This is a genomic window from Novosphingobium bradum, from assembly GCF_042646485.1.
Classification (GTDB): domain Bacteria; phylum Pseudomonadota; class Alphaproteobacteria; order Sphingomonadales; family Sphingomonadaceae; genus Novosphingobium; species Novosphingobium bradum.
Window position 1 is genome coordinate 300427 of record NZ_JBHRTQ010000007.1, and the last position, 16445, is coordinate 316871.

Below are 16445 nucleotides of genomic sequence, written 5' to 3' on the forward strand. Positions count from 1 at the left end.
GGGGCGATCATGACCTACCAGACCATTCGCTACAGCGTGGCCGATGCCATCGCCACGATCGTCCTCGCTCGGCCCGAAAAGCTCAATGCCTTCAGCGTGCTGATGAAGGAAGAGCTGATGGACGCGCTGGATCGGATCGATGCCGATGATGCGGTGCGCGCCGTGGTCCTCACCGCCGAGGGCCGGGCCTTCTGCGCGGGCGCGGATATCTCGGGCGGGACCGACGGGTTCATCGATGGCGCCGAAGCCCAGATCCGCAATCCCGATGGCACCTTCAACTATGCCAGCGAGGCCGCCCGCGATGGCGGGGGCCAGTTCACCCTGCGCGTGTTCCGGCTGACCAAGCCCCTGATCGCGGCGATCAACGGCGCCGCGGTCGGCATCGGGGCGACGATGCTGCTGCCCGCCGATATCCGCCTGGCCAGCGAGAAGGCCCGGTTCGGCTTCGTCTTCGCGCGGCGCGGGATCGTTCCGGAAGCGGCCTCGTCGTGGTTCCTGCCCCGGATCGCGGGCATCTCGAAGGCGCTGGAATGGTGCTGCACCGGGCGCATGATCGATGCCGCCGAAGCGCTGGCCGGCGGGCTGGTGTCCAGGGTCCTGCCCGAGGACGAGCTGCTGCCCGCGGCCTATGCCCTGGCCCGCGAAATCGCCGACAATTGCGCGCCGGTATCGGTAGCGCTGACCCGCCAGATGATGTGGCAGGGGCTGGGGCAAGGCCACCCCATGGAGGCCCACCGGATCGACAGCCGCGGCGTGCTCGCGCGGGGCTACAGCGCCGATGCCGCCGAAGGGGTCGCCGCCTTCCTCGAAAAGCGCCAGCCCCGGTTCCCGCAGGCGGTCAGCCGGGATATGCCCGACTATTATCCGTGGTGGCAGGAACCGGACTATTCCTGAAGTGCAGAGGTCTGCCGTGGCTCCATCGTCAAAGTCCGCCAACCCCGCCGTTGATTTCGACACGGAGGCGCTGGCCGCGTGGATGGCCGGGCAGGTCGCCGGCTTCCGGGGTCCGGCCAGCGTGACCCGGTTCGCCGGGGGGCAATCGAACCCGACCTTCCGCGTGTCCACGCCGGGGCGCGATTACGTGGTCCGCCGCCAGCCCTTCGGGCAGCTGGTCAAGGGCGCCCATGCCGTCGACCGCGAGGCGCGCGTGATGCTGGCGCTGGGCACCGTCGGTTTTCCCGCGCCCCGGGTTCTCGCCCTGTGCGAGGATCCCGTCGTCATCGGCTCGCTGTTCTACGTGATGGAACTGGTTGAAGGGCGGGTGTTCTGGGATGGCACCTTTTCGCAGGTTCCCCACGATGAGCGCCGCCTGTGCATGGAGGCCATGGTCTCCACCCTGGCGGAGCTCCACAATGTCGATCCGGTGGCCGTGGGGCTGGGCGATTTCGGCCGTCACGGCGGCTATTTCGCGCGCCAGGTCAAGCGCTGGTCCACCCAGTATCGCGAAGATCCGCTGGCCGGAACCTATGCCGACATGGATTTCCTCGCCGACTGGCTGGCCGACAACATTCCCGCCGCCGACGCCACCGCGCTGGTCCACGGCGATTTCCGCTGCGACAACCTGATCTTCCATCCCGAGCAGCCGCGCGTGGTGGCCGTGCTGGACTGGGAACTCTCTACCCTGGGCGATCCGCTGGTCGATTTCGCCTATCACCTGATGATGTATCACGTGCCCGATTTCGTGCCCTGGGGGCTTGCCGGCCGCGATCTTGCCGCCTTCGGCCTGCCGGGGCCGGAAGCCTATGCCGCCCGCTATTGCGCGCTGACCGGCCGGGCCACCTTGCCCGACCTGCGGCCCTACCTGGTCCTCAACCTGTTCCGGTTCGCCGCGATCGTCCACGGCATCAAGGGACGCCAGTTGCGCGGCAATGCCGCCTCGGCCGAGGCCAGCACCCTGGTTGACCGGCTGGCGGACTTCGCCCGGATCGGGCGAAGCCTGGCCGATTAACCGGCCGTCTGGCTCCACTGGCGCTTGAGCTTCCTGGCGAGGCTCCACTTGTGGACCTCGGTCGGTCCGTCATAGATGCGGAAGGCGCGGATTTCGCGGAAGACCTGCTCGACGATGGTCGCGTCGGAAACGCCGGTCCCGCCCATCACCTGAACGCAGCGGTCGGCCACCCGCATCAGCGCTTCCGACACCGCGACCTTGGTCATCGAGCTTTCGACGGTGCCGAGATGGCCCTGGTCGAGCACGCCGGCGCACCAGTCGATCATGAGCTGGGCCTGCTTCAGCTCGATGTGGTTTTCCGCCAGCATGAAGCCAACGCCTTCATGCTCGATCAGGGGCTTGCCGAAGGCCTGGCGCCGGCAGGCATAGTCGGTGGCGATTTCCTGGGCGCGCAGGCAGGCGCCCAGCCACCTCATGCAATGCGACAGGCGCGCCGGGCTGAGCCTGATCTGGGCATATTCGAAGCCCTTGCCGGCGCTGCCCAGCAACTGGTCGGCCGGAACGCGCAGGTTCTCGAGCGCAAGGCTGGCATGGCCGCCCGGCATCGAGGTGTCGATCGTGTTGGGAATGCGTTCGATGCGAATGGCCGGATCGGGCAGGTCGACCAGGAACATACAGGCGCCTTCATCGGCGCGCGCCATGACGATGCCGACCCTGGCGCCCTGGTAGCCGGTGATGAAAGCCTTCCGGCCGTTGATGACCCAGTCGGTGCCATCGAAGGCGCAGGTCGTCTTCAGCATCGAGGGGTCGGCGCCGGCGCCGCCCCATTCCGCCGGCTCGGTCATCAGGAAGGCCGAGCGCGCTTCGCCCCGGCGCACCGGCTCCAGGAAACGGGCCTTGAGCGCGGGGCTGGCGACATGGCCCAGCAGGAACATATTGCCCTCATCGGGCGCGGCCGTGTTGCAGGCGACGGGGCCAAGGGGCGACAGTCCGCTGCGGATCAGCACCACGGCGGTTTCCCGCTGGCTGAGGTGGGTGCCGTCGGCGCGGATATGGGGGGTGAGCACGCCGGCCTCGCGGGCCAGATCGCGCAGTTCGCGCACCAGGTCATCGGTCGGTGCGCCATGGTGATCGCGCCGGGGATCCGTTTCGCAAGGGATGACGATCTTGCGGACGAAGGCCTCGACCCGATCCGCCATTTCGGCGACTTCGGCCGAGACGTGATCTGCCGCCAATGCGAGCTGCGCCACCGGTTTGTCCTTCCTGACCTGATTGTCCCGACAGGCTCTTCGCGGGCTGCGGCGCTGGCGGAACTCCCCAGGGAAATCCGCGATCGAGGCCTGACTTGCAAGCCCGGCCATGCCGAAAAAGCCCGCCGGCTTCAAGATACTAATTAAGCGTTTAATGGCAATTGCGATTACGCCGGGCGTCGGCTTGACCGCGCGGGCCGATGAATTTAACGCAAGGGTCCATTCCCGGTCCGGTCGCGCTGCGCCGCGCGGGCTTTCCATAACGCAGGTGTCCGCTTGAAATCCAAGGATCTGGCCCCGCCCAAGGCAAGACGCGGATTGCTTTCCGCGGCCGCGCTCCTGAATGCCACCGCCCAGATCCTGAGCGAGACTTCAAGCGTTTCGTTCTCGCTCAGTGATGTGTCCGAGCGCTCCGGCGTCAACGTCGCGATGATCAAGTATCACTTCGGCAACAAGGAGGGGCTGCTCACGGCCCTGCTGGAGCGCGATGCCAACAATGCGATCGAGGCGCTGCAAAGCCTCGTCGCGCTGGATTGTCCGGCCGAAAAGAAGCTCCAGATCCACATCCAGGGCATCATCAACGCCTATTCCAAGTTCCCCTACCTCAACAAGCTGATCCACTATCTGGCCGAACTGGGCAGTCCCGGCGCCCGGCAGCTGGTGACCGACGTGTTCATCCAGCCGATGATCGCCGCCTATCGGGCCATTGTCGAACAGGGCGTGCGCGAAGGCTCGCTGCGCCCGATCAATCCCGGCCTGCTCTACTATGCGATTGTCGGCGCGGCGGATCACATCTTCCACGCCAGCTATTCGGTGCGATCCACGCTCGGCATCGACGACATCGATGCCAGCACCAAGGATGAATACACCGCGCTGCTGCAAGCCGTTTTCATCAAGGGGCTGAAGCCCTAGCCCTTCGGGGCGGCCCCGCCGCGCGGATAGCGCGGGTGGTTGCGAACCGTGTTCTCGATGTCGGCATAGCCCACTTCGCCGGTGTCCAGCTCCAGCCGGCACAGCATATGGATCCCGGCCGCGCCGATCCGGGCCAGGGTGTCGGGATCGGACAGGTCGAAGCGGCGCACGCTGCGCCATGATGGCCCCATGTACTTGCCGTGCCGCCAGTCATCGATCATGCCGAGGCCGCTGGCCGGAACGGCATAACCGGTGGCGGCGAACATACAGGTCGCGCGCAGCGGCTGCACCCGGATCGTGCGCCGTTCGCCCGCCTGGTCACGGTAGCTCAGGGTGCCGCCGGCCAGCCGGCCGGTCCTCGGGCAGTATTCCAGGTCATGCCGGGGATCGCTCATCACCGCGATCACCCGCTCGTCGCCCTGCCTCATCCAGCGCACCACCTCCACGAAGCGCGCTTCGCCGGGGCCTTCGCCGACGTTGTAATGGAGGGCGCCGTGCTCGAACTGCATCGGTGCCCAGATCCAGAACAGGGTATTGGCGCTGGCTTCGCGGTGGGCCTCGACGATACCGGACGGCTCGTCCTCCAGCCCGAGCGAGCGCACGCCCCATGATCGGTCGCGCGATCCCCACCAGTTTGCCGGATCCACCTCGAACCGGCGCCCGTCGATGACGATGTGCCCCTGCCAGCGCCCGGTCTGCACGAAGCGGTTCATCTGCTCGATCACGCGCCCGTGCTCGCGCTTGAACACCTGCGGTTCCTCGAAGGCGGGGGCGCTGTTGGTCCAGGCAAGGTCGAAGGACACGCCGTCCGTTTCGGCGCAGACGATGCGGAAGCGCTTGAGGCCTTCCTCGACCGTCAGGCTGAACGGGCCGACGTCGCGGGTGTTCATCCGGTCGGCGGTCAGCTCGCGCGATCCGCGCACGGTGATCGCCTGGTCGCCGAGCGAGAAGGTGAAGAACCCGTCGATCACGCCGAGGTTGGGATAGACCCCCATGCCGCCAAGGAACATCAGCTCGCCGTCGTTGGCGTGGCCCACCCAGAAGTGGCGATCGTAGAAGCGGCGATCGCTGCTGGCGACGTAGCGGATGACCTCGACCGTCTGGTGGATCAGGAAGTCGTCCGCCGCGCTCAGCATCGACTGTTCGGTGGTCATCGCGTCTCTCCTCGTTCCCGGCGACAGGGGTGGCGACCTTCGCCCGGCGATGCAAGAGCGCGCGCGCTGCGACTGGGCAACTGCGCGCTTGCACCCGGCGCCCGTGATGTGGGACGCTTCCGCTCCTGCGGGAGTGGAGAGCGGAATGCCGATTGCCAAGCAGCGCGAGATGAAGGGCTTCCGCCAGACGATGGAGGCCTGGCTGCGCGAGCGCCTGCCCGATGCTCGCGATCTGGCGATCGACACGGCCGAAACGCCGCGCGCGGTGGGCAATTCGAACGAAACCATCATGTTCGGCGCGACCTGGCAAGAGGATGGGCGGGCCTGTTCGGGCGATTATGTGATCCGGATCGCACCCAGCGATTTCCAGGTGATGATGAACCCCCAGTTCCGCGAATCCATGCTGGTGCAGCGGGCCTTGGGCGAAAGCGGGCTGGTGCCCACGCCGAAGGTCTTGTGGGACGAGGCGGACCCGGAAGTGCTTGGCGCCCCGTTCTTCGTGATGGAACGCCTGCGCGGCCGCGTGCCGACCGACAATCCTTCCTACAACGATCCCGAAAGCTGGGTGGGCCGCCTCTCCCCGGCCGAGCGCGAGACTTTGTGGACCAGCGCCTTCCAGACCTTCTGCGCGATCCATCGCCAGGATCTGTACACCATGCTCGACCTGCCCCTGCCGCCGCCCGCGCCGGGTTCCAGCGGGCTGGAGCAGGCGCTGGCCTATTCCGACCGGTTCATCGTCTGGGCCGGCGATGGCCAGGTCCACCCGGTCGCCCTGGCGACGCGCGACTGGCTCCACGCCAACCTGCCGGCCCATCGGCCAACCGGATTCGGCTGGGGCGACCCGCGGATCGAGAACATGATGTTCGGCGATGACCTGCGCTGCATCGCGGTCATGGACCTGGAACTGGCCAACCTGGCCGGGCCGCAGGCCGATCTGGGCTGGTGGCTGTTCATGGACACCCAGGCGACCCTGACCGGAAACCGCCACCCCCGGCTCGAAGGCCTTGGCGATCGCGCGCGCACGCTGGAACTGTGGCGCGAATGGACCGGCCGCCCGGTCGATGATCTCGAATGGTACGAAGTCTTCGCCGGCTATCGCAACATCGCCTGTTCCACCCGCTTCGCCATCCTGTGCCGCCAGTTCGGCCGCGCGCTCCCCTCCACGGTCAGCGCGCTCGACAATTCGTCGCTTCGCACCACGGCGCAGATGCTCGGCCTCAAGCCGCCGGCCTCCTACGACGCCTTGGTGACCGTGGGCTGATCCGCGCATTGCGGTGGGCCGGCCCCGTGAAAGTGCGCGCCGGGCGATGCCGATTGCAAACCGGCGAGATCGGCCTATATCAAGGAAGCTGACGTCGCCTGCGACGGATATCGGGCAGCTATGCTCCCCCCTTTGTCCCTTTCTAGCCTCTAAGAGCCGGGATGCGCCGCTGTTGGCGTATGCTCGTCATTCATGGGACAAAGGATACCCATATGACCATCGGAACCGTCAAGTTCTTCAATCCCGACAAGGGCTTTGGCTTCATCGCGCCGGACGGCGGCGGGAACGACGCCTTTGTTCACATCTCGGCGGTCGAGCGGGCCGGAATGCGGACGCTCGATAAGGACCAGCGCGTGTCCTACGATCTGGAGCAGGATCAGCGCGGCAAGGTGTCGGCGGTCAATCTCCAGTCCGCGTGATTGGTGACGGTGCGGATGGCGTCATCGCCGTTCGCACCATCGTCCGCCGGGCTGCCATCGCACTCCGGGAGGGCGATGCACAAGGCCCGGTCAAGGCCGGGTACCCTCAGGAGGTGCAATATGGCCGATCCCAGGAATCGTCCGTTCCTTATCGTCAAGGATGCGGACGGCACGTTTCGTCTCACGGTGCGAACCACCCGGTACAATTCGCAGGGCTACCCGCTGGTGGACGCAGTCCTCCAGGAGCCGCATTTCAAGACGGTGACTGCCGCCAAGGCTTTTGCCCGCGACAATTTCCAAGCCCAGTCGGGCGAATATGCGCTGAAATAGCGCCAGGTTCAGGACCGCGATGCCCCGCCATCGACGCTGAAGCCGGCGCCGGTCAGGTAGGACCCCTGGGCTGATACCGCGAAGGCGACGAAGGCCGCGATCTCCGCCGGGTCGGCCGCGCGGGTGCGGCCCATGCGCTGGGCCACTTCATCGGCAAACTCGGTGAACCGGGCGCGCGATTGGGCGGAATCGTCGGCCATCGCCGCCGCCTCGGCATCCTTCGCCTTGAACACGCGCGCCGTCGCGGTCAGCCCCGGGTTGACCGCGAGCACGCGGATGTTGTGGCGCAGGCTGTTCGAGCCCAGGGCCTGGGTGAAGGCCGATAGCGAGGCCACGCTGGTTGCACCGAGGATATAGTCGGGATCCTTGCGGTGATGGGCAATCCCCAGCACGTTGACGATGACCCCGCCGCCCCGCGCCTGCATCAGTCGGTAGTATTCCCGGCACATATCGACATAGGCGAAGGCTTTGACGTTCCAGGCCTGCCGCCAGGCGCGTTCGTCGATATCGGCCAGCGATCCGTGGGGATCGTCGCCGGCATTGTTCACCAGGATATCGATGTCGCCAAACCGTTCGGCCAGCGATCGCGCGCTGCCCTCGGCCCCCATGTCGATGAGGGCGATGTCAACCTTGCGCCCGGTTTCCTCGGTGATTTCCCGTTGCAGCGCGAGGAGATGCGGCTCCGATCGGGCCACGCCCACGATGTCGCAGCCTTCGCGGGCCAGCCGCCGCGCGATGGCGGCGCCGATCCCGCGCGATGCGCCCGTGATCAAGGCGCGCTTGCCCTTCAGGTCGTCGTACATGAGCCTCTCCCGTCCGACCCGGTCCGCGCCTCGCCGCCGGGTCTTGTCCCGGCATTACTGTCCGAGGGGCTGGTGCCTGTCCAGCGTCGGAGCGGAGAGGGGCGGCCGAATCGGGCTACATCGAGCCGCCGTTGACCCGCAGCAGTTCGCCGGTGATCTGCCGGGCATCGTCCGAGACAAGGAAGTGGACCGCGGCGGCGATGTCTTCGGGAAGGCAGATCCGCCGCAGCATGGTGCGGCTGACCATGGCGTCCAATTGCGCCTGGCCGAAGATCCGCTTCATGTTCGGAGTGAGCACCACGCCGGGAAGAATCGCGTTGCAGCGCACGTTGTCGGGGCCATACTGCGCGGCGATGTAGCGGGTCAGCGTTTCCAGCGCCGACTTGGACGAGCCATAGGCGGTCCGCGCATCGGCCGCCGGCATCTGCGAGGCGCCGGACGAGGTGTTGACGATCACCCCGCCGCCTTGCGCGATCATGTGCGGCACCGCCTCGCGCGAGAGCAGCATGGGCGCGCGGGCGTTGACCGCGAAGGCACGGTCCCAGACCTGCGCGGTCATGTCGAGCAGGGTGAGGTCGCCGGGGTTGAGATTGGGGCCGGCGGCGGCATTGTTGTGGAGAATGTCCAGCCGGCCGAACCGGTCGACCACCTCGGCCACCAGGGCGCAGGCCTGGTCTTCCTCGGCGATGTCGGCGGTGAAGGCGGCGGCCGAATGGCCCTGGGCGGTGAGTTCGTCGGCCACGGCCGCGGCGGCATCGGCGCGGATATCGACCACGGCGATGCTGGCCCCCGCCTGGGCAAGGCGCCGCGCCGTGGCGCTGCCGATCGCGCCGCCGCCGCCGGTGATGAGGGCAACCTTGTTCGCCATGCCGAGCCTGTCCATTGCCTGTCTCTCCCTTTTCGGCCAGTGATGCACTATTGGAACGATTGATTACTGTTTTTCGGACTAGGTCGCCGCAGGGGCATTGGCAAGCGGCGTATGCCGGGGCGCGGTGTGGGTCGCGGGCAAGGAGCGCATGATGGAACGACGGGAAATCGGCCGCGCCGGGCGTCCCCGGGCGACAGACGTGGACACGATCGAGCAGCGCGTGCTCGATCGCGCCTGGGCGCTGTTTCTCGAAGGCGGCTACGGCGCGGTCACCTACGAGGCGCTGGCCCACCTCGAACGGATGAGCAAGCAGACCATCTACAGCCGCTTCCCCAACAAGGAGGCGCTGTTCGAGGCGGCGGCCGTGCGGCAGATCAAGGCCTGGACCGCGCAGATCGCCCATGCGGTGGAAGGCGTGCCGGGCGATCCGCTGCGAAAGTCGGTCGAGGCGACCTTCCGCTCCCAGATGCAGCCGGAATCGCGCGCCCTGCTGCGGCTGATGCGCGATCCGTCGATCAAGCTCGCGGCCCTGCGCCGGCTGACCTGGTCCTCCTACGAGGAATACCGTGATCGCCTGACCGCGCGGATCCGGCAAGGCCGGCCGCAATTGCCGGTGGGCGAGGCGCAGGTGATCGCCGCCGGGATCATCGACATGATCAGCGGCCACTCCGCGCGGGCGCGCGATTTCAGCGAGGCCGAACTGGACCAGTATCTCGCCTTGTGGACGCCCCGGATGGTGGCCCTGGCCGAACGGCTGGCCGGCGCGGAGCCGGCCCTGCCGCACTGACCGATCGCGCCGGCGAGGAGCGACGGCAAGGCGCCCGGATTTCTTCGGCGCTCAGATCCGGGCAGCGATCGGCGTGGCGCCCTGGGGGCCGCCCCAGTAGCTGTCGCGCAGCGCCTTCTTGGCGAGCTTGCCAGTGGGCAGGCGCGGCAATTCCTCGGTAAAGTCGACCGACCGCGGGGTCAGCTGCCGGCCGAGCCGTTCGCACACGAAGTCCATCAGTTCCTGCGCCACTTCGGTCGAGGGTTCCACGCCCGGGGCCGGCTGGACGACGGCCTTCACCTCTTCGCCAAGATCGGCGTTGGGCACGCCGATCACCGCGACGTCGGCCACCTTGGGGTGGAGCGCCAGGGCATCCTCGATCGCCTGCGGATAGATGTTCACGCCGCCCGAGATGATCAGGAAGGCCTTGCGGTCGGTAAGGTAGAGAAACCCGTCCTCGTCGAGATAGCCGACATCGCCGCTGGTCATCCAGTCCTTGTGGAAGGGGTGGGTGGCCTCGGCGGTCTTGGCCGGGTCCTTGTGATACCGGAAGGCCGCCGCGCCCAGTTCGCCATAGATCAGGCCCGGCTGGCCGAGCGGCAGTTCATGGCCTTCCTCGTCGCAGACGTGGATCGGGTTGGTTCGCGGCCTGCCCACCGATCCGGGGTGGGCCAGCCAGTCGGCGCTGCCGATCAGGGTCATGCAGGTGTTCTCGCTCGACGAATAGTATTCGTCGATGATCGGCCCCCACCAGTCGATCATCGCCCGCTTGACCTCGATCGGGCAGGGGGCGGCGGCGTGGATCGCGCTGCGGTGGCTCGACAGGTCGTGGCGGGTGCGGATCTCGTCCGGCAGTTTGAGCATCCGGATGAACATGGTCGGCACCCACTGGCTGTGGGTAATGCGGTATTCCTCGATCAGCCGCAGCGCCAGCTCGCCATCGAAGCGCTCCATCAGCACCACGGTGCCGCCCTCGCTCTGCACGCCGGCCGAGGTGCCGAAGGGGGCGCCATGATACATCGGCGCGGTCGAGAGGTAGACGGTCGAACTGTCGAAGCCGAACAGCAGCGGGCGCGAGCGGACGGCGGGAATGCCGTCGGCCGGGTGGCCCGGGATGAGCGGGCGCAGGATGCCCTTGGGCCGGCCGGTGGTGCCCGAGGAATAGAGCATCATGCTGCCGATCGATTCGTCGGCGATCGGGCTGGCGGGCTGGCCGGCCAGCGATGTCTCGTAATCGGCGAAACCGTCAAGCGCGCCGCCCACCGCCAGCTTCAGCGTGCAGCGCGGCGACAGCCGGCCCAGTTCGGCCGAAGCGGGCAGCGCGGCCGAGGCGATCAGCACGGTCGCATCGCAATCATCGACCACGTAGGCCGCGTTCTCGGCGGTCTGGTGGGTGTTGATCGGGGTAACGTAGAGCCCGGCCCGCAGGCAGGCCCAGATCACGTCGAAATAGATCAGGCTGTTCTCGACGAACATGGCCACATGGCCGCCGCGCTCCACCCCGTGCGCGCGCAGCAGGTGGGCCAGCCGGTTGGAGCGGTCGTCGAGCTCGGCATAGGTCAGCACTTCCCCGGTGGCCGGGCGGATCGCGGCCGGCTTGTCGGGAGTGGTCTTCGCGTAGATGCCCGGATACATACCCGTCCTCTTTCCTTGCCCGCGCCTGTTTGTTCGTTCGGTTCGTGTGCTCAGTCTGGCCGGGCCGAACCGGCCTTGCCGAGCACGTCGGCCATGCGGTGCTTGATCCCGTCGGTATTGCCGGCCAGGATCTGGTTGCGGTTTTCCAGCGCGATCACCGCCTGGAGGCTGGGCGCATCGACCGACAGGCCCAGCCCTTCCTTGGTCAGGCGCAGGCCGATCGGGCTGGTGGCGAGCATCTCGTCGATATAGGGCTGCGCGGCGGCTTCCAGCGCATCATCGGGCACCACTTCCGATACCAGCCCGGTGGCGAGTGCGCGCGGGGCGTGGATGAACCGCCCGGTCAGCATCAGCTCCGAGGCGATCGACAGGCCGACCAGCCGGGGCAGGAAATAGCTCACCCCCATGTCGCAGGCCGAAAGCCCGACGCGGATGAAGGCGGCATTCATCTTCGCGCTTTCGCCGGCGATGCGGATGTCCGAGGCGAGCGCCAGGGCGAAGCCGCCTCCGCAGGCCGCGCCCTGGACCAGGGCGATGATCGGCTGCGGGCAGCGGCGGATCTTCGTGTAGAGATCGGCCAGGTTGGACTGGGCCTTGAAGCCACCGGCGAAGGGGGCATCTTTGGCGCGGCCCGTTTCCTTGAGGTCGATCCCGGCGCAGAACGCCCGGCCGGCCCCGCGCAGCACCACGATCCGGGTTTCGGCGTCGTGGTAGAGCCGGTCGAAGTAGTCGTGCAGCTCGGCGATCATCCGCAGCGACAGCGCGTTGAGCGCGTCCGGCCGGTTGAGCGTCAGCCAGTCGACCGCGCCGCGATGGTCTACCGAGATCGCCTCGTAGGTCACGGCGCCTCGGCCAGGCCGATGGCCTCCAGCGCCATGGCCTTGGCCCGGGCCATGTCGTAGCGGCCGCGGGTCACCACGTTCTGGGCATAGAGGCCGCCGCCCGAAAGCAGCAGGCCAGCCTGCTTCGCGCCGCCCTGGGCGCTGGCCGTGATGTCGTGGATCGCGTGGAACAGGCGGGTGCGGTAGGTGCCATCCACCGATTGCTTGGTGCCCATGTACTTGCGAACCAGATGGCCGATCTCGGCGTTCTCGAGATCGCGCATGGAGGGCGCGGTGATGACCGATCCGCCGGCGATGTCCATCAGGTTCCGCACCATGATCCCGTAGTTGGCCGCCGCGTGATACTTGCCGGCATTGGTATAGACTTCGTCGGGTGCCAGCGCGCCGTTGTCCAGCTTTTTCGCGTGGACCATCGAGGCTTCCAGCGTGGCGCGCACCAGGGTGGCGGTGATGATCATCTCCGCGATCTTGAGCTTGATGTGCTCGATCTTCTCCAGCCCGTTGGCCTCGGCGATCAGCTGGGCGAGGCCGATCATCAGGTCGAACCCGTCGCACAGCGAGATCATCGAGGAGGCGCGCACCCACAGCCCCAGCGAATGGGCGAAAGTGGCCGCCTGCTTCACTTCGCCGTCAAGGAAGATCCGCTCGTTGGGCACGAACACATCGTCGAAGATCACGAAGCCCTGGGGCACCGCCTTCTCGAAGGCGAAGGGAAAGTCGCGCGGATCAGCCCCTTCGGGCGGCGCGCCATTGATCACGTCCACCACCGACACGCCGGGCGCGTTGACCGGCACGGCGCAGGCGATGGCATAGTCCTCCTCGCCCGGCTTCATCCCCTTGGTCGGGATGACCATCATCTCGTGGCTCACCGAGGTCAGCGAGATGTGCAGCTTGGCGCCGCGGATCACCACCCCGTCGGGCCGGCGTTCCACCACCCGCAGATAGGCGTCCTTGTCTTCCTGCAGGGCCGGGGGCTTCGATCGGTCGCCCTTGGCGTCGGTGATGCATTCGACCACGCGCAGGTCGTTGTCGCGCACATATTGCACATAGGCCAGAATGGCATCGCGCCCCTGCGGCCGGGCCTCGGCGATCCGGTCGGCCGCGGTCAGCAGGGTCATCAGGGCGTTGTGGGTGGTGTGGGTCGCCCCGTCGGTGTGGATCGCGGCATGGGCGCGCATCCCCTCGGCATCGCTGGGCGGGGTGAAGAACCGGGCCTTGGCCTCGGCATTGCGGTCGAAGTGATCATAGGTCGCCGCGATCCGCGCCACCGTCCCGGCGAAATGCGGATGGCTGGCGATGTCGCCAACCCGCTGGCCGTCCGCATAGACCCGGCGCCCGTCGTCGAGCGATGCGATATAGGCTTTTCCGTCCATTTGCCGGCCTTGCTCCCTGGAACCCGCGAGCCGCCGACCTTGCCGCCTTGCCCTGTCGCCAGGGGGCCGCCGTGCGCGCCCGCTTCCGCCGTCCGGTGGCGGACGACAGTAACAGAACGGCGCGTTACTATTACGCCGGGGGCTTGGCAAGCGGCTTTGCGGATGTCCGCCCCGCGGGAGCGGCCCGAACCGACCGGGATGGCCGGAACCGGATGGCCGGAACCAGGGCGGGCGCCCCGGCCCGTCCAGCCTAGAGGCCGAGGTTGTAGAGCCGCGAGGCGTTGTCCTGCAGCACCTTCTTGCGGATCTCGTAGGGCTGGTCGCCCAGCACCTCGACCAGCCGGGCCTGGACATCGGGATAGAGCGAGGTGGGATGCGGGAAGTCGGTCTCGAACAGGACCCGGTCCACGCCCACCGTCTCGAGCTGCGTTTTCGGGCCGATCCGCTCGAACCAGAAGGTCGTCCAGAAGTTCTCGCGGAAATATTCCCACGGCCGCTTGTCAAGCAAGGCGGCGGAATTGGGCATCATCTCGTCGAACTGGTGCTCCAGCATTTCGAGCACGAAGGGCACCCAGCCCATCCCGGCCTCGATCAGCCCGATCTTGAGCTTCGGATAACGGTCGAGCAGGCCCGAGACCATCCAGTTGCCCAGCGTTGCGGCGCACGAAAGCGAATACATGATCGGATAGACCGTGAGCTTGCGCTCGAAGGAAAGCCCCTCCCAGATCACCATGCTGGGGTCCATCGCCGAATTGATGTGATAGCTGATCGGCGTCCCGGTCTCGTTGCACAGCGAGAGCAGCGGCGCCCACCATTCGTCGGTATAGCGCGGGGTGCCCATCTTCTCCGGCTTGTCGGGCAGCACGAAGCCCTTCAGCCCGAGGTCAAGGCAGCGGTGCGCCTCGGCGATCATCGCGGCGCGGTCCCAATAGGGCAGGTGGGCCATCGGGAACACGCGCTGGCCCGATTCCGCCTGGTTCTGGGCCGAGGCATCGTTGAAGATCCGCACGATGGTGAGGCCCAGCTCGTTGTCGCCCAGCGCCATCAGCGAGCCAGCCTGGGTCACCCCGGAATTCTGGAAGGCGATGTGCGCCCAGACCCCCATCTCGTCCATCAGCCTGACCCGTGATTTCATGCACCACGAAGCCTCGTGGCCTTCCTCCAGCGTGGGAAAGGCCAGCCGGCCCAGCAGCTTCTGGTGATCCGGGGTGATCACGTTGCCGCCGGTCCAGCCGAAATCGCGGCCGCCGCAGGTCCACCGGTGCGAACCGTTCGCATCGCGGACCAGCCGGGGAACCTGGTCCTTGTATTTCGCCGGCGCGCGCGAGGTGAACAGGTCGGGCGCCTCGGTGATGTGGGTGTCGCAGTCGACAATCCTGATGCCCTCGAACAGGGCGTGGGCGCCGCCGCGCTGGGTGGCATAGTCGACCGCACGGATCGTCCCGCCGGGGGCATAGCCCTCGGCCGCCCAATACATCTTGGCGGCATTCGCCAGCTCGTTCGTCTCGCCTTCAGCCATCGGCCTGCTCCCGGTCCGCGCGATCGCGATCGTCGCGCTCAGGCCCGGCAGGATAGGAAGCGCGGCCCGCACCGCCCAATACAAAACCGGCGGCGCGCTATCGAAGGCGGTTATACCGCCCGCGCCCGGCTTCAGGCGATCCGCACCTCGTGCCCGATCTCGCCCGCTACCCGGCCGATCTCGGCCCTGAACATCCCGGCAAGCCTCGCCACCATGTCCTTGTGCGGGCACTGGTGGTTCACCACGAGGTAGGCGTGGCGCTGCACCGTGATCGAATCCAGCCGGTAGCGCCTGACCCGCCCGTCGCGGATTTCCTTGTAGATGTCGGTATAGGGGAAGAAGGCGAAGCCCTGTCCGGATTCCACCAGGTTCTTGCGCGCGCCGGTGGAGTTCAGCTCGATGAATTCGATCCGCCCGCCCGCTGCCCTGGCCAGCTTGTCCAATGCCTTGCGCGCATCGTAGTGCTGGCCCTGCCGACCGCTGACCGCCAGCTTGTAGCCGGCCAGGTCGGCGCAGCGGATGGTCGATCCGGCCGCAAGCGGGCAGTCGGGCGGGCCGACCAGCACATATTCGTCGATGAACAGCTCGTGCTCCTCCACGCCAGAGAGCAATCCGCCCCATTCCAGCGCCTGCCAGTGCGGGCGCGGACCATAGACCATGGCCCCGTCGATCTCGCCGCTGTGGATCGCCCTGGCGGTCACCCCCACGTGCGAATCCAGCAGCCTCAGCGTCAGGCCGGGCAGGGCTTCCCTGGCCTGGGCCTGGATGCGGGCGGCGATCAGCGCGGCAATGTCGGGCGAGAGGGCAATGGTCAGCTCGGCCTTGCCGGCCGTGGCCTTCTGCCGGATCGCCTGCACCGCCTCGTCGATGGCGGCCACATGGGGCAGGATGCGCGCGCAGAACTCGCGCCCCGCCTCGGTCAGGGTGATGCCGGTGCTGTGCCGCTCGACCAGCCTGGCGCCCAGCTCCTCCTCCAGCAGGCGGATCTGGCGGCTGAGCGCCGGCTGGCTGATCAGGACCGCCTCGGACGCCTTGTTGATCGAGCCCAGCTCGGCCGATTTCGCAAAGTAGCGCAACCGCTTCAGGTCCATCGCAACACCCTTGGCCGGATCACCGGGCCAGCCGCCATCCTGCCTCTCCATCCTGCTTGCGTCGGTGCTGCGCCGGCACCGTCCCCGGCAATATTATGAAGTGGTTACACCCTTCCCGGCGGCCATGGCAAGCCGCATCGGCCTGGTTGCTATGCCCGATCTCTATAACCCCCTGCCGCACTTTGCATTGGCCCGCCTTCGCGCCGTCTCGCTAGCGTTCGGGCCGGTTCGCCGATCCGCGATCCACCACAAGCAGCGGCCAGGATGCCGGCGGCAGGGGAGGCCACCAGATGAACGCGCGCCATGGTCTTGCGCCTGTCGCCAGCGGTTTCGC

The 16445-nt window shown here is 67.3% G+C and carries 16 protein-coding genes; 7 read left to right on the forward strand and 9 right to left on the reverse strand.

Annotation, left to right across the window (positions count from 1 at the left end; translation table 11 throughout):
* The first annotated feature begins 9 nt into the window (after positions 1-9).
* Together ACFOD9_RS07375 and ACFOD9_RS07380 are read left to right on the forward strand one after the other, a co-directional pair.
* Positions 10-894 carry a crotonase/enoyl-CoA hydratase family protein gene (locus ACFOD9_RS07375; protein WP_379509440.1) on the forward strand — a complete coding sequence of 295 codons (885 nt, stop codon included), beginning with the start codon at positions 10-12 and terminating at the stop codon, positions 892-894.
* An 82-nt stretch (positions 895-976) separates the two neighbouring features.
* Positions 977-1948, forward strand: coding sequence for a phosphotransferase family protein (locus ACFOD9_RS07380; protein WP_379509441.1), 972 nt, complete (start codon positions 977-979; stop codon positions 1946-1948).
* Here ACFOD9_RS07380 and ACFOD9_RS07385 read toward each other — a convergent pair.
* Positions 1945-3087 carry an acyl-CoA dehydrogenase family protein gene (locus ACFOD9_RS07385; RefSeq protein ID WP_379509958.1) on the reverse strand — a complete coding sequence of 381 codons (1143 nt, stop codon included), beginning with the start codon at positions 3085-3087 and terminating at the stop codon, positions 1945-1947. The genes ACFOD9_RS07380 and ACFOD9_RS07385 overlap by 4 nt on opposite strands.
* Positions 3088-3456: 369 nt before the next feature.
* On the opposite strand from ACFOD9_RS07385, the gene ACFOD9_RS07390 reads away from it, so the two are divergent.
* Positions 3457-4050, forward strand: coding sequence for a TetR family transcriptional regulator (locus ACFOD9_RS07390; protein ID WP_379509442.1), 594 nt, complete (start codon positions 3457-3459; stop codon positions 4048-4050).
* Here the strand turns inward: ACFOD9_RS07390 and ACFOD9_RS07395 are convergent.
* Entirely contained in the window at positions 4047-5204 is a 1158-nt protein-coding gene (locus tag ACFOD9_RS07395; RefSeq protein ID WP_379509443.1) for a hypothetical protein, read from the reverse strand. The two genes, ACFOD9_RS07390 and ACFOD9_RS07395, sit on opposite strands and share 4 nt — an antisense overlap.
* Positions 5205-5349: 145 nt before the next feature.
* On the opposite strand from ACFOD9_RS07395, the gene ACFOD9_RS07400 reads away from it, so the two are divergent.
* The 3 genes from ACFOD9_RS07400 to ACFOD9_RS07410 all read left to right on the forward strand — a co-directional run bounded on the left by ACFOD9_RS07400 (position 5350) and on the right by ACFOD9_RS07410 (position 7214).
* Positions 5350-6465, forward strand: a complete 1116-nt coding sequence (locus ACFOD9_RS07400; protein WP_379509444.1) for a phosphotransferase family protein — start codon at positions 5350-5352, stop codon at positions 6463-6465.
* Between the two features lie 212 nt (positions 6466-6677).
* Positions 6678-6884 carry a cold-shock protein gene (locus ACFOD9_RS07405; protein ID WP_379509445.1) on the forward strand — a complete coding sequence of 69 codons (207 nt, stop codon included), beginning with the start codon at positions 6678-6680 and terminating at the stop codon, positions 6882-6884.
* Between the two features lie 120 nt (positions 6885-7004).
* On the forward strand, positions 7005-7214 hold the full coding sequence (locus tag ACFOD9_RS07410; RefSeq protein WP_379509446.1) for a hypothetical protein: 210 nt from the start codon (positions 7005-7007) through the stop codon (positions 7212-7214).
* 8 nt (positions 7215-7222) lie between these two features.
* On the opposite strand, the gene ACFOD9_RS07415 is transcribed toward ACFOD9_RS07410, so the two are convergent.
* On the reverse strand, positions 7223-8017 hold the full coding sequence (locus tag ACFOD9_RS07415) for a short-chain dehydrogenase/reductase (RefSeq protein WP_379509447.1): 795 nt from the start codon (positions 8015-8017) through the stop codon (positions 7223-7225).
* A gap of 115 nt (positions 8018-8132) precedes the next feature.
* Positions 8133-8900 (reverse strand): SDR family NAD(P)-dependent oxidoreductase, encoded by a 768-nt coding sequence (locus ACFOD9_RS07420; RefSeq protein WP_379509448.1) that lies wholly within the window; start codon positions 8898-8900, stop codon positions 8133-8135.
* A 136-nt stretch (positions 8901-9036) separates the two neighbouring features.
* On the opposite strand from ACFOD9_RS07420, the gene ACFOD9_RS07425 reads away from it, so the two are divergent.
* The gene (locus ACFOD9_RS07425) at positions 9037-9672 is read left to right on the forward strand and encodes a TetR/AcrR family transcriptional regulator (protein WP_379509449.1); all 636 of its coding nucleotides are present in this window, start codon (positions 9037-9039) and stop codon (positions 9670-9672) included.
* 51 nt (positions 9673-9723) lie between these two features.
* Here the strand turns inward: ACFOD9_RS07425 and ACFOD9_RS07430 are convergent, their stop codons facing one another.
* From ACFOD9_RS07430 to ACFOD9_RS07450, 5 genes are all read right to left on the reverse strand, one after another.
* Positions 9724-11286, reverse strand: coding sequence for an acyl-CoA synthetase (locus tag ACFOD9_RS07430; protein ID WP_379509450.1), 1563 nt, complete (start codon positions 11284-11286; stop codon positions 9724-9726).
* Positions 11287-11336: 50 nt separating this feature from the next.
* Positions 11337-12128, reverse strand: coding sequence for an enoyl-CoA hydratase/isomerase family protein (locus ACFOD9_RS07435; RefSeq protein ID WP_379509451.1), 792 nt, complete (start codon positions 12126-12128; stop codon positions 11337-11339).
* Positions 12125-13501: a 4-hydroxyphenylacetate 3-hydroxylase N-terminal domain-containing protein gene (locus ACFOD9_RS07440; protein WP_379509452.1), complete on the reverse strand. Its 1377-nt coding sequence runs from the start codon at positions 13499-13501 to the stop codon at positions 12125-12127. Before ACFOD9_RS07440 ends, ACFOD9_RS07435 begins: the two co-directional genes overlap by 4 nt.
* A gap of 250 nt (positions 13502-13751) precedes the next feature.
* A complete protein-coding gene (locus ACFOD9_RS07445) occupies positions 13752-15020 on the reverse strand; it encodes an amidohydrolase family protein (RefSeq protein ID WP_379509453.1) in 1269 nt (422 codons plus the stop codon).
* A 131-nt stretch (positions 15021-15151) separates the two neighbouring features.
* On the reverse strand, positions 15152-16111 hold the full coding sequence (locus ACFOD9_RS07450) for a LysR family transcriptional regulator (RefSeq protein ID WP_379509454.1): 960 nt from the start codon (positions 16109-16111) through the stop codon (positions 15152-15154).
* Positions 16112-16445: the final 334 nt, after the last annotated feature.

What these genes read in the sequence shown, in the direction of transcription:
- ACFOD9_RS07380 (WP_379509441.1), top strand. Translation starts at nt 977, where the DNA reads ATGGCCGGGCAGGTCGCCGGCTTCCGGGGTCCGGCCAGCGTGACCCGG.
- ACFOD9_RS07405 (WP_379509445.1), top strand. Translation starts at nt 6,678, where the DNA reads ATGACCATCGGAACCGTCAAGTTCTTCAATCCCGACAAGGGCTTTGGC.
- ACFOD9_RS07410 (WP_379509446.1), top strand. Translation starts at nt 7,005, where the DNA reads ATGGCCGATCCCAGGAATCGTCCGTTCCTTATCGTCAAGGATGCGGAC.
- ACFOD9_RS07375 (WP_379509440.1), top strand. Translation starts at nt 10, where the DNA reads ATGACCTACCAGACCATTCGCTACAGCGTGGCCGATGCCATCGCCACG.
- ACFOD9_RS07450 (WP_379509454.1), bottom strand. Translation starts at nt 16,111, where the DNA reads ATGGACCTGAAGCGGTTGCGCTACTTTGCGAAATCGGCCGAGCTGGGC.
- ACFOD9_RS07420 (WP_379509448.1), bottom strand. Translation starts at nt 8,900, where the DNA reads ATGGACAGGCTCGGCATGGCGAACAAGGTTGCCCTCATCACCGGCGGC.
- ACFOD9_RS07440 (WP_379509452.1), bottom strand. Translation starts at nt 13,501, where the DNA reads ATGGACGGAAAAGCCTATATCGCATCGCTCGACGACGGGCGCCGGGTC.
- ACFOD9_RS07415 (WP_379509447.1), bottom strand. Translation starts at nt 8,017, where the DNA reads ATGTACGACGACCTGAAGGGCAAGCGCGCCTTGATCACGGGCGCATCG.
- ACFOD9_RS07425 (WP_379509449.1), top strand. Translation starts at nt 9,037, where the DNA reads ATGGAACGACGGGAAATCGGCCGCGCCGGGCGTCCCCGGGCGACAGAC.
- ACFOD9_RS07445 (WP_379509453.1), bottom strand. Translation starts at nt 15,020, where the DNA reads ATGGCTGAAGGCGAGACGAACGAGCTGGCGAATGCCGCCAAGATGTAT.
- ACFOD9_RS07430 (WP_379509450.1), bottom strand. Translation starts at nt 11,286, where the DNA reads ATGTATCCGGGCATCTACGCGAAGACCACTCCCGACAAGCCGGCCGCG.
- ACFOD9_RS07395 (WP_379509443.1), bottom strand. Translation starts at nt 5,204, where the DNA reads ATGACCACCGAACAGTCGATGCTGAGCGCGGCGGACGACTTCCTGATC.
- ACFOD9_RS07400 (WP_379509444.1), top strand. Translation starts at nt 5,350, where the DNA reads ATGCCGATTGCCAAGCAGCGCGAGATGAAGGGCTTCCGCCAGACGATG.
- ACFOD9_RS07385 (WP_379509958.1), bottom strand. Translation starts at nt 3,087, where the DNA reads ATGGCGGATCGGGTCGAGGCCTTCGTCCGCAAGATCGTCATCCCTTGC.